At 46.6% G+C, this 11,692-nt stretch carries 11 protein-coding genes; 5 read left to right on the top strand and 6 right to left on the bottom strand.

The genetic code is table 11. The features are described 5' to 3' along the window. Window positions 1-17: 17 nt before the first annotated feature. The gene (locus LZD49_RS08830) at window positions 18-437 is read right to left on the bottom strand and encodes a 6-carboxytetrahydropterin synthase (protein ID WP_234666977.1); all 420 of its coding nucleotides are present in this window, start codon (window positions 435-437) and stop codon (window positions 18-20) included. Between the two features lie 177 nt (window positions 438-614). On the opposite strand from LZD49_RS08830, the gene rfaD reads away from it, so the two are divergent. From rfaD to LZD49_RS08815, 3 genes are all read left to right on the top strand, one after another. After that, window positions 615-1,580, top strand: a complete 966-nt coding sequence (rfaD, locus tag LZD49_RS08825) for an ADP-glyceromanno-heptose 6-epimerase (RefSeq protein WP_234666976.1) — start codon at window positions 615-617, stop codon at window positions 1,578-1,580. 191 nt (window positions 1,581-1,771) lie between these two features. Next, the gene (sufB, locus tag LZD49_RS08820; protein WP_234666975.1) at window positions 1,772-3,217 is read left to right on the top strand and encodes a Fe-S cluster assembly protein SufB; all 1,446 of its coding nucleotides are present in this window, start codon (window positions 1,772-1,774) and stop codon (window positions 3,215-3,217) included. A gap of 97 nt (window positions 3,218-3,314) precedes the next feature. Further along, window positions 3,315-5,588, top strand: a complete 2,274-nt coding sequence (locus LZD49_RS08815) for a cation:proton antiporter (protein WP_234666974.1) — start codon at window positions 3,315-3,317, stop codon at window positions 5,586-5,588. Here the strand turns inward: LZD49_RS08815 and LZD49_RS08810 are convergent. Further along, window positions 5,578-6,474 (bottom strand): 1-aminocyclopropane-1-carboxylate deaminase/D-cysteine desulfhydrase, encoded by an 897-nt coding sequence (locus tag LZD49_RS08810; protein WP_234666973.1) that lies wholly within the window; start codon window positions 6,472-6,474, stop codon window positions 5,578-5,580. The genes LZD49_RS08815 and LZD49_RS08810 overlap by 11 nt on opposite strands. A gap of 38 nt (window positions 6,475-6,512) precedes the next feature. Here LZD49_RS08810 and LZD49_RS08805 point away from each other — a divergent pair, with 38 nt between their 5' ends. Further along, a complete protein-coding gene (locus tag LZD49_RS08805) occupies window positions 6,513-7,544 on the top strand; it encodes an RluA family pseudouridine synthase (protein WP_234666972.1) in 1,032 nt (343 codons plus the stop codon). 51 nt (window positions 7,545-7,595) lie between these two features. Then, entirely contained in the window at window positions 7,596-8,039 is a 444-nt protein-coding gene (locus LZD49_RS08800; protein ID WP_234666971.1) for a GNAT family N-acetyltransferase, read from the top strand. Between the two features lie 88 nt (window positions 8,040-8,127). Here the strand turns inward: LZD49_RS08800 and trmD are convergent, their stop codons facing one another. The 4 genes from trmD to LZD49_RS08780 form a co-directional block, all read right to left on the bottom strand. Further along, entirely contained in the window at window positions 8,128-8,802 is a 675-nt protein-coding gene (trmD, locus tag LZD49_RS08795) for a tRNA (guanosine(37)-N1)-methyltransferase TrmD (protein ID WP_234667189.1), read from the bottom strand. Further along, window positions 8,792-9,352, bottom strand: a complete 561-nt coding sequence (rimM, locus tag LZD49_RS08790; RefSeq protein ID WP_234666970.1) for a ribosome maturation factor RimM — start codon at window positions 9,350-9,352, stop codon at window positions 8,792-8,794. Before rimM ends, trmD begins: the two co-directional genes overlap by 11 nt. Window positions 9,353-9,442: 90 nt before the next feature. Further along, window positions 9,443-10,012, bottom strand: a complete 570-nt coding sequence (locus LZD49_RS08785) for a 30S ribosomal protein S16 (protein ID WP_234666969.1) — start codon at window positions 10,010-10,012, stop codon at window positions 9,443-9,445. Window positions 10,013-10,154: 142 nt separating this feature from the next. Next, window positions 10,155-11,666, bottom strand: a complete 1,512-nt coding sequence (locus LZD49_RS08780; RefSeq protein WP_234666968.1) for an OmpA family protein — start codon at window positions 11,664-11,666, stop codon at window positions 10,155-10,157. Between the last annotated feature and the right edge of the window lie 26 nt (window positions 11,667-11,692).

Raw genomic sequence — 11,692 nt, 5'->3', positions numbered from 1 at the left:
AATTGTCGGCGGTCTCTTTATTCCCCGTAGTATTCCACAAAATTCTTAGGAGTCTCTATCAGCTTAATATAATGCAGTTTTGCATTCGCGGCTGCCTGTGCGATGGCAGGCGCCAGGATATTCCAGATTTCCATTACAAAGATTTCGCACGAAGCCATTTTGCCGTGCATGAAATCCACGTCGAGGTTCAGGTTCTTGTGATCTACCTTGTCCACCACTTCACGTTTGACGATATCGCCCAATACTTTCAGGTCGATCACGAAACCAGTATCGGGATCCGGCTTGCCTTTTACCGTAACAATCAGCTCAAAATTATGCCCGTGCCAGTTATTGTTGGCACAGGGGCCAAACACTTCCTGGTTTTTCTCGTCACTCCATGCCGGGTTGTAAAGCCGGTGCGCTGCATTGAAATGCTCTTTTCTTGTTACGTAAATCATAAAACTTCCTACCACTTGATAATTCAGGTGCAAAATTACACCTTGTATCCGTAGTTTTGTTTGTTAACAAGCGGATAACTAAAAAAAATCCTATTTTGCCATTAAATTTCAAGAGTAGATCAACACAGGTTTGTACTCTTATCTGGCATTCTTTTTACAGTTAAACATATAATCTCCATGATTATCGTAACAGGTGCAGCCGGCTTTATTGGCAGCGGGCTTGTAGGCCGGCTCAATCAGGACGGCTTTAAGAACATTATTGCAGTGGATGATTTTTCCAAAATCGAAAAGGCAGAAAACCTGGAGGGAAAGACCATCAAAGAAAAAGTAGAAAGGAATGCACTTTTCGAATGGCTTGATCAGAACAGCCGCGATGTTGAATTTATTTTCCACATCGGCGCGCGCACCGATACTACGGAGTTCGATAAAGAAATTTTTGATGAACTGAATGTAAATTATTCTAAGGCCATCTGGGAAAAATGTGTGGATTACCAAATCCCGCTCGTATATGCTTCGTCGGCGGCAACATATGGCTTGGGCGAACACGGATATGACGACAATGAATCAACATTGGGTCAGCTTAAACCACTTAACCCCTACGGTGATTCCAAAAACGAATTCGATAAATGGGCGTTAGCACAGGAGAAAAAACCATTTTTCTGGGCTGGCCTGAAATTCTTCAATGTCTACGGGCCGAACGAATACCATAAAGGTCGCATGGCCTCGGTGATTTTCCATGCTTACAACCAGATCAAGGCGACTGAAAAAATGAAGCTCTTCCGCTCGCACAACCCCGATTTCAAGGACGGGGAGCAAATGCGCGATTTTATTTATGTAAAGGACCTGATCGACGTCTGCATCTACTTCATGCATCATCGTAAAAATTCGGGCATTTATAACCTTGGCAGTGGCAAGGCGCGCACGTTCAAGGATTTGGTTACAAATACTTTCTATGCGATGGACAAGACCCCGGACATTTCATATATCGACACTCCCGTAGATATCCGTGACAAATACCAGTATTTCACTCAGGCGAATATGAGCAAGTTGCGTTCCATCGGATATACCCGTCCGTTCAGCAGCCTGGAAGAAGGGATCGATGATTATGTAAAAAATTATCTCTCCACGAGTACTTATCTCTGATCCTGATCGAGCAATAAATAGCGAATAGACCTGCCTAGCAGGTCTTTTTTGTTTCTGCCGACCAAAACCTATTTCCCTCGGTAACTGCCGTATTCTCCACAATTTTCCGTATTTTTGACCTTCTGATTAAACTCAATCCCACTTCTCTGTGTTAGGATAGTTACCAACCAGAGTGTGACATTAATACGACTATGAGCAAAGAAGAAGAATTGTTGGAAGAAATCACCAGTTCGGAATACAAATACGGCTTTGTAACTGATATTGAAGCAGATGAGGCCCCTGTGGGTCTTAATGACGATATTGTCAGGTTTATTTCAGCCAAAAAAAATGAACCTGAATGGATGTTGCAATGGCGCCTTAAAGCTTACCATTTGTGGCTGACCATGGAGGAGCCCAAATGGCCGAATGTGCATTATCCGCCCATCGACTTCCAGGCTATCAAGTACTATTCTGCTCCCAAGAAAAAGAAGTCTGTCGAGAGCATAGACGATATAGATCCCGAGCTGCGCAACACTTTCGAAAGGTTGGGTATTTCACTGAATGAACAAAAGAGAATCTCAGGTATCGCCGTCGACGCGGTAATGGATTCTGAATCGGTTTTTACGACGTTTAAAGGAGCACTCAAAGAAAAGGGCATTATCTTCTGCTCGATCAGCGAGGCGATCCGTGAGCATCCGGAATTGGTTAAAAAATACCTTGGATCGGTTGTACCACCTAAGGATAACTATTACGCAGCATTGAACTCGGCGGTTTTCTCCGATGGTTCATTTGTATATATTCCTAAAGGCGTTCGCTGCCCGATGGAGCTATCAACCTACTTCCGTATTAACGCGGCGGGAACAGGCCAGTTTGAAAGGACGCTGATCATCGGTGACCAGGACAGTCATGTTAGCTATTTGGAAGGTTGTACTGCCCCAATGCGTGACGAAAACCAGTTGCACGCAGCAGTAGTTGAAATTTTTGCCCACGAAAATGCCAATGTAAAATATTCGACCGTACAAAACTGGTACCCTGGCGACAAGGACGGTAAAGGCGGCATTTACAATTTCGTAACCAAGCGCGGCATCTGCGACGGAGCTGGCTCGAAAATCTCCTGGACACAAGTAGAAACCGGCTCTGCCATTACCTGGAAATACCCTTCGGTGATCCTGAAAGGCGATAACTCGATCGGTGAATTCTATTCGGTAGCCGTGACGAACAACATGCAGCAAGCCGATACCGGCACCAAAATGATCCACATCGGCAAAAACACGAAAAGCCGGATCGTTTCAAAAGGTATCTCTGCCGGAAAGAGCCAGAACTCTTACCGCGGGTTAGTGCAGGTTTTCAAAAAGGCAGAAAAGGCGCGTAACTTCTCGCAATGCGACTCCCTGTTACTTGGCGACAAATGCGGTGCGCATACTTTCCCTTACATTGAGGTAAATAATCCGTCGGCGACTGTAGAGCACGAAGCAACCACTTCGAAGATCGGCGAAGACATTCTTTTCTACTGCAACCAACGTGGTATACCCACCGAACAAGCGGTGGCGTTGATCGTCAATGGCTATGCTAAAGAAGTATTAAACCAGCTTCCGATGGAATTCGCAGTGGAAGCTCAGAAACTTCTGGAAATCAGCCTGGAAGGTAGCGTAGGTTAGAACTTCTGATGACATAAAACCCGGAAAGCCTTTGATTCGTCGAAGGCTTTTTGTATTTTATTGATCTAAGTAGTTTGTCCATCAACATCAACCCTTCATGACGCACGTTCCCCAACTAATCGTTGACCTATCTCTAATACTCACGATGGCAGGGATTATTACCCTGATCTTCAAGAAATTGAAGCAACCCGTCGTGCTTGGTTACATATTGGCCGGGTTACTTGTTGGTCCCAATTTTAATTTGTTCCCCACCATCACCGACATTAAAACCATCGAAATATGGGCGGAGATAGGTGTGATATTTCTACTCTTCAATCTGGGTTTAGAGTTCAGTTTTAAAAAGCTGGTCAAGGTCGGTAATACAGCCGCTATTACCGGTCTGTTTGAAGTTTCCATGATGCTCGTAACCGGTTTTCTGACCGGTCAGTTACTCGGATGGAGCAAAACGGACAGCCTTTTCCTTGGCGGTATTATCGCTATTTCATCCACCACCATTATTTTTCGTGCATTCGACGAACTTGGCCTGAAAACGCAGAAATTCACCCGCGTCGTAATGGGTATCCTGGTGATCGAGGATCTTACCGCCGTATTATTGATGGTTTTACTTTCCACGTTATCGTTGAGCCAGCAATTCGCCGGGTACGAGCTGATCCAGTCGAGCTTGAAACTCTTTTTCTTCCTGATCATCTGGTTTCTCGGGGGAATATTCGTGTTTCCCACGTTGCTTCGCCGCTACCGGCATCTAATGAACGATGAAAGTGTACTGATCACCTCCGTGGCTTTGTGCTTTGGAATGGTATTTCTGGTGACCAAAGCAGGTTTTTCAGCAGCGTTAGGCGCGTTTATCATGGGTTCCATTTTGGCAGAAACGACCCACGCTGAGAAGATCGAACATTTGCTCAAACCGGTTAAGGATCTTTTCGGGGCGGTTTTCTTCATTTCGGTAGGCATGCTCATCAACCCAAGCCTGTTGCTGGAATATGCGGTACCCACGGCGATTCTCGTTTTGGTAGTAATGCTTGGCAAAACAACGTTTGTAACATTAGGAGCGGTGATATCCGGTCAACCTTTAAAGAAATCGCTTCAATCGGGCATGAGCATGTCGCAAATCGGGGAATTTTCGTTCATCATCGCGAATCTCGGTCTTTCGTTGAAAGTAACGAGTGGCTTTTTGTACCCGATCGCAGTGGGGGTTTCAGTAATCACCACATTTGGCACGCCCTACATGATGAAAGCTTCCGAGCCTCTGTACGAATGGCTCAACAAGCATTTACCCGAAAAGTGGCGGCATTATCTCAACCGGTACAGCACCAGTACCGAAACCATCGTGCATACCACGCAATGGAACCAAATACTAAAATCCTACGCACAAACGGTGGTATTAAACTCGGTGGTCGTAGTGGGCATTATCCTGGCCTCGTCGCGTCAGCTGGCCGATCAGCTGCATACACGGGTGCCCGAGAACTTCATAACCAATTCGGTGCTTTTTGGAATCACATTCCTTTTGATTTCACCGTTCCTGTGGGCATTGGTTTTCAAAAGAGGTAACCGGAAAGCTTACTCGGCGATCTGGCTAAGCCGGAAATACAGCCGTGGCCCGCTGCTGCTACTTGAACTTTCGAGGGTATTAATTGCCATTTTATTGATGGCATTCCTGCTAAACTCATTCTTCTCGACGCAAATCGCATTCATCGTTGCGGGCGGTATTATGGTATTGGGTTTCGCCATTTTTTACCAAAGGTTGCAACAGTTTTACCACAAAATCGAAGACCGCTTCCTGCAAAACCTGAATGCACGGCAACTCGAAGGGAGTGGGAAATCTAAGAGGATTCTTTTGCCGTGGGACGCACATTTTGCTTTTCTGGAAGTAAGCGCCGACTCCAATATGATCGGAAAAAGTTTACAGGAGCTAAAAATCAGGGAAAATTTCGGCATTAATGTCGTGCTCATTGAGCGTGGCAGCAAAACCATCCATCTTCCACGCCCGACAGAAGTACTTTACCCCTGCGACCGGATTGAAGTGATTGGTACGGACGACCAGCTTGATGTATTCCGGAGCCATATTGAGATTAGCACCAATGGCGACGTTTATATGGCACACGAGGATCATGTTGTGCTGGAACGTATTGAAATTAAGCCCCAATACAATATACGGGGCAAAACGATCCGCGACAGCCAGATCAGGGAAATGACGCATGGTATGATCGTCGGGCTGGAAAGAAATGGGGAACGCATTCTCAATCCCGACTCTTCAATGATCATTGAAAACCAGGATGTGCTTTGGATCGCTGGGGACAGAGACCTGATCAAAGAATTTTTTACCAACAAACCCGCCAACAGCGAAGAGGAGATCGAGGAAGTCACATCCTGATCAACCCTTGCAGGCCTCCAGTATGCACGGCGACAATAGTAGTGCCGGGCTTGAAATAACCTTTCCTGATCAGATCGAGGAGGCCATAGAACATCTTACCTGTGTAAACTTGCTCCAACTGAATACCAAATTCAGCCCGAAAATCTTGTATGAATGTCAACAGTTCATTGTTCCATTTGGCATAACCACCAAAGTGATACGCTGTAAACAGTGCAAGCTTTCCGGGACTGTTTGCCCCACGCAGCAAGTTTTGGATGTCATCCCTGAGAAAATCTCCTCCTTTTAGTGCCGAAAAAGCCAATACATCACAAGCGGCCGACAGAATTCCCGCAGCCGTCCCACCTGTTCCGGTTGCAGTAGCAAAAAAATCTGGTTTGGCACTTAGCTGATCTGACACTTCCGTAACCATTTCGGCAACTCCCTTTAATGCAAGTGATGTGCTACCACCTTCGGGTATCATATAAGGATGTCCGAATTGTTCTGAAATACGCTGAAGATACTCTTCCGAATTTCGCTGACGATATTCCTCCCTTGTCACGTAATGCAAGGCCATCTCATTTGCCCGGCAGAACTGCAAGGTTGCATTGTCATTTCCCTCCAGCTCTAAGCCTCTGACAATGCCGATTGTTTTCAGCCCCAATGCTGCGCCCGCCGCCGCCGTCGCATACAAATGGTTGGAATATGCCCCTCCGAACGTAAGAATAGCCTTCTTTCCGCTATGCTGTGCATCTAGCAGGCTATATTTCAGCTTCCGCCATTTATTGCCCGAAACCGCAGGATGAACAAGGTCATCACGCTTGATATATAACTGCACACCGGCTTGGTCAATGTCCGTATTCGATAGACGTTGAAGCGGCGTGGGCGATAACCGACTTAGTAAATCCACTTATTTTGATAATTTTGCCGATTGTAAATCAATAGAGAATGTCCGCAGATCTAGTTGAAAATGCCTCCGATGAGGACGATTTATTTGAACATTACCGCATTGTGGCCGACAAAGGCCAGAGCCTGATGCGGCTCGATAAATATCTGAATCTTCACGTAGCGAACGCTTCCCGAACAAAAATACAAAATGGGATTGATGCGGAAGCGGTGAGGGTTAACGGGCTACCCACGAAGGCCAGTTACAAGGTCAAACCTTTCGACGTCGTTACGTTGTCGCTGCCACAGCCCCCGCGTGACACCGAAATCTTGCCCGAGAATATTCCTCTGAACTTTGTTTATGAGGACGACGTATTGCTGATCGTCAACAAACCGGCAGGAATGGTGGTGCACCCCGCCTTCGGCAACTGGACGGGCACATTGATCAACGCGCTCGTTTACCATTTCCAGCAACTACCAACAGGCAGAAATGGTGAAGGACGTCCCGGCCTTGTCCATCGGATTGACAAGGATACATCCGGCCTGCTCGTGATCGCGAAAACGGAATTTGCCATGACCTTCCTTGCCAGCCAATTCGCCGATCATTCTATTGAACGGACTTATCACGCACTGATCTGGGGAGAACCGAAAGTCGAAAAAGGCACTGTTACCGGCCATGTCGGGCGTAGCGCGCGGGACCGGCGTGTGATGGACGTGTTTGTGGATGGCAGCCAGGGCAAACACGCCGTAACGCATTATGAAGTCATCAAACCATTGCGCTATGTTTCTCTCATCAAATGCAATCTCGAAACCGGTCGCACCCATCAGATACGTGCGCACATGAAGCACATCGGCCATCCGATCTTTAACGACCCAATGTACGGTGGCGATAAGATCGTTCGGGGAGTGTCCAGCGGCAGCTACAAAGCAATGGTTGAAAACGCGTTCACCTTTATTCCCGGACAGGCGTTGCATGCCAAATCACTTGGTTTCATTCACCCTACCACACGTAAATGGATCCAGTTCGACACCGACCTCCCTGAAAATTTCCAGGCTATCCTCCAAAAATGGGAAAACTACGTGAACTATCAGTAGGAAATAGTATATTCTCGATTCTTAACCTTTCTAATTAATAAACCGCTTATCATGAATATTTCGACCAGGCAGGGGACGGCGGGGGATATACCCGCAATTTTCGAATTGGTAAAAGAGCTTGCGATCTATGAAAGAGCTTTGAACCAGGTAACCAATAATGTTGACAAAATGACCCGCGACTATCACGAAAAGCTGTTTGACTTTTTCGTTGCGGAAGTGGATTCTAAAATCATCGGGCTTTGCCTCTACTACTATCGCTATTCCACCTGGAAGGGAAAGCGACTCTACATGGAAGATATCATCGTGACCGAATCGATGCGTGGTAATGGGATCGGAAAAATTCTGTTTGATGCGACGGTCATCGCTGCCAAACAGGTCGGCTGTACGGGAATGATGTGGCAGGTGCTTGACTGGAATACATCCGCCGTCAATTTTTACCGCAAATACGGCACCAACTTCGACAATGAATGGATCAACTGCAATCTTGACTTTTAACTCGCCTTACACATAGAAAAGGGTCGGACCGCGAAGGTCGGACCGCGGAGGTCGGACCGCAAAGGTCGGACCGCGGAGGTCGGCGCTGTTATTGCAACAGGTCCGGCCTTCTTTCTTTTGTTCTTTTAAGCGATTGCTCATAACGCCACTCCTCAATCTTTGCTTCGTGGCCCGACATCAGGATTTCGGGCACTTTATGACCTTCGAAATCGGCTGGACGCGAATATACCGGCGGCGCCAGTAAATTATCCTGGAATGAATCCGTCAATGCAGAAGTCTCATCATTTAGAACCCCCGGGATGAGGCGGATAATAGCATCAGAAAGCACGGCAGCAGCCAACTCACCTCCCGAAAGCACATAGTCTCCGATACTAATTTCTTTCGTAACAAATAGGTCACGCACGCGTTGATCAACACCCTTATAATGCCCACAGAGCATGATCAGGTTGCCTTTTAATGAGAGCTGGTTGACCATTCTTTGCTGCATTTGCTCACCGTCGGGTGTCAGATAAATAACCTCGTCATACTCCCGCTCACCTTGCAGCGCGCGTATACAACGCGCAATCGGCTCGATCTGCATGACCATGCCGGCGCCACCGCCGAATGCGTAATCGTCGATCGTGCGGTGTTTATTGATCGAGTAGTCACGAATATCGTGAATGACTACTTCGACATGATTCGCTTGCTGCGCTCTTTTTAAAATAGAATGCGCGAAGAAACTATCGAGCAAACTTGGAACGCAGCTCAGTATATCAATCCGCATCATCAGGCGTATTTTCTGACGAACTATCGAGGTACACTTCTAACAACCCTTCCGGGAGGTTTACCAAAAGAGACTTCCCTTCCTTATCTGCTTTGATTACAATATCATTCGCGGTTGGGATCAATACTTCCGTTCCCTGGTAATCCATCGCAATCAAGTCCTGGCCATTCAGCGAATACACCTCCCGCACAATCCCAAGCTCTCCTTTCGATTGATCAATCACATGAAAACCTTTGATTTCATGATAGTAAAATTCATCGTCGCCCAACTCCTGCAATTCTTCCAAAGGCAAATAGAGCGAGCTGCCGACGAGTGCCTGCGCCTTCACGATCGTGTCTACGTCTTCAAAAGTCACAATGGCATTGCTTTGCTTTTGCAGATTGATGTCATCAATGAAGTAGGGTACCAACTCCCCTTTTATCTCAATATATACTGTTTCCAGGTCTCCGTAGTCATCCGGATAATCCACATCCAGATAAATCACCACATTACCCGCAGTCCCGTGGGTCCGCACAACATAGCCCAATAAATAACAGTTATCCTGTGTCATTTGCCGGATTTAGAATTTAGTTTCTGTATAAAACAATATGAGTCTGTGCGGAAAACCGACAGACCCATAGAGCATGTATGTAACATCGAGTTATTCTGCTGACTCTTCTGCCGGAGCGTCTGCCGCTGCATCTGTTGCGTCAGTTGCGTCGGTAGCAGTTTCATCAACGACTTCTTCGCTAGCTGGTACTTCTTCCACAGGAGGAGCGTTTTTCTTGGCGATCGCCTCAGCACGAGCGTCGTTAACTTTACGCTCAGCATCCAGTTTCGCTTTTTTGTCAGCGTCTTTTTGCTGTGCCAAAGTATCGGCAGCAGTAGCTTTACGGTCTGTTTTCGAACCTTTCCACTCTTCGAAACGTGAATCTGCAACTTCTTGCGTGATAGCACCCTTCAAAACACCAACTTGCAAGTGTTTGCGAAGCAATACACCTTCATGTTGCAGGATAGAACGGGCTGTGTCAGTTGGCTGAGCACCTTTCAAAAGCCAGTCAACTGCTTTGTCTGATTCCAGAACGATGAAAGCGGGGTTGGTACCTGGGTTGTAGATACCCAATTTTTCGATGAAGCGACCATCACGTGGTGCTCTGGCATCTGCGACTACGATATCGTAGATCGCTTTCTTTTTGCGTCCACGACGCGCTAACCTAATTTTAACTGCCATTTTAGAATTTGTTATGGTTGGGAACTCGTCCCGTAATTAAACAGGGTGCAAAGGTAGGCAAACTTTCCTGTTTTCTTAATATACGGGTAACAAAAAAGGAAGACAATTTCTTGCCTTCCTTTCAATATACTGTCTGCTATGACTAGCGGCGGAAACCAGCCGGGTAAGTAGAACGTATTGTGTTATTTGGCAAGATCTTGATCTCAACGCGACGGTTGGATTGAAGACCTTCCACAGTTGTGTTTTCTGCGATTGGGCGATATTCACCGTAGTATTCTGCAATAATACGGCTAGGATCTGTCAAGCCTGCACGAACGAGGAAGCGCTTCGCTGCATCGACGCGGCGACGTGACAGGGATACGTTGTAGCTATCGGAAGCACGGGCATCTGTATGACCTACCAGTACGATACGGCAGTTGGTGCGCATGTTCAACAATTCAACCACTTTGCTGAGTGTTTCCTTAGAAGGATTGCGGATGATCGCTTTGTCCGTATCAAATTCAATATTGCTGAACAACGCTTCGCATTCGTCTTTTGGAAGGTTGTTTTTGATCGCGTCGCGGATAATTTTATCGATATCCAATGCTACACCACCACCAGAGACAATGCTACCCGCAGGTGTATTGGCTTCTTTATCAAACAGATCAGCTACACCATCACCATCGGAATCGGTATAAAGACGTGGGTCTACAGGCTTCGGCATATTTGCTTTCGCAATTGAATCCGCGTCATTCATAGTCGGGTTGTAAGGAACAGGAATCAGCTGCTGAGGGTTAGCCCAACGCAGGTGATAACGTCCTGCGGCTGCATCGTATTTGCCGTCTTTTGCTCTAACCGCATTTTTACCCAACTTATAAGTAACTGCTAATGAAAGCATTCCGTAGGCGTCGTTTTTGGAATCACCTTTCGCGAACGTCCAAATACCCGCTTGCAGATCGTAGTCGCTCAATCCGCCTACGGTTGCATCCAATTTCTCGGTATTTACGAAGTTGTGGGTGTAATCCAGGCCAAGGTCGAAACGGGACGACAGTTCATAATGCACTGTCAAACCTGTTGGAACAACCCATTCACGCGTGTAAGTGGATCCGTTGCGTTCCCATTTACCAGCAGTTTTGGAACTTGCGTCGGTGTTAGTAGAAAAGTGACCAACAGCACCTGTTTTTACGTTTGTCCAGTCAATATCTGTGTGGTAGTAAACGATACCACCTCCTAAATGTGCATCCACTTTCCAACGACGGAGCTTATTGTAACCTAACAGCAAACGGTTCACATTCAATGTTCCATCCAGTGTCAATTGAACAAATGACGGGCTGTTGAATGTAGCGCTGTAAGTCTCACCGCTGATAGAGCTGTAGTGATTGTCTTTGGCTCCTTGCAAACGGCCATTAACACCTGTAAGCTGGATACCAAAAAGCGGGGTGAGCTGCTTATTAACTGAAAGCCCCCACGCACCGGTTAATTCTTCCCTGTCTCCACGCTTGAAGAAGCCATTGTACTGGGTCAAATCTCCGAAGAATTTTGTAATACCTCCATAGCCTGTAACAGACCAAGTATTCATTTTATTCGGTCCGTCATACGTACGATTTTGGGCGTGCGTATTGTAACTCAGGAGGGTAGAACAAAGTAAAGCAACGTAAAGATTCTTTTTCTTCATGGGAAACACGCGTTATGTGATTCAAT

This window comes from Dyadobacter sp. CY261 (genome assembly GCF_021440085.1).
Classification (GTDB): domain Bacteria; phylum Bacteroidota; class Bacteroidia; order Cytophagales; family Spirosomataceae; genus Dyadobacter.
The sequence above is the reverse complement of the archived record's forward strand: the minus strand, read 5'-3'. Positions and strand labels throughout refer to the sequence as shown.

Coding starts and splice junctions, on each gene's coding strand:
- LZD49_RS08830 (WP_234666977.1), bottom strand. CDS start 437: ATGATTTACGTAACAAGAAAAGAGCATTTCAATGCAGCGCACCGGCTT.
- rfaD (WP_234666976.1), top strand. CDS start 615: ATGATTATCGTAACAGGTGCAGCCGGCTTTATTGGCAGCGGGCTTGTA.
- sufB (WP_234666975.1), top strand. CDS start 1,772: ATGAGCAAAGAAGAAGAATTGTTGGAAGAAATCACCAGTTCGGAATAC.
- LZD49_RS08815 (WP_234666974.1), top strand. CDS start 3,315: ATGACGCACGTTCCCCAACTAATCGTTGACCTATCTCTAATACTCACG.
- LZD49_RS08805 (WP_234666972.1), top strand. CDS start 6,513: ATGTCCGCAGATCTAGTTGAAAATGCCTCCGATGAGGACGATTTATTT.
- LZD49_RS08800 (WP_234666971.1), top strand. CDS start 7,596: ATGAATATTTCGACCAGGCAGGGGACGGCGGGGGATATACCCGCAATT.
- trmD (WP_234667189.1), bottom strand. CDS start 8,802: ATGCGGATTGATATACTGAGCTGCGTTCCAAGTTTGCTCGATAGTTTC.
- rimM (WP_234666970.1), bottom strand. CDS start 9,352: ATGACACAGGATAACTGTTATTTATTGGGCTATGTTGTGCGGACCCAC.
- LZD49_RS08785 (WP_234666969.1), bottom strand. CDS start 10,012: ATGGCAGTTAAAATTAGGTTAGCGCGTCGTGGACGCAAAAAGAAAGCG.
- LZD49_RS08780 (WP_234666968.1), bottom strand. CDS start 11,666: ATGAAGAAAAAGAATCTTTACGTTGCTTTACTTTGTTCTACCCTCCTG.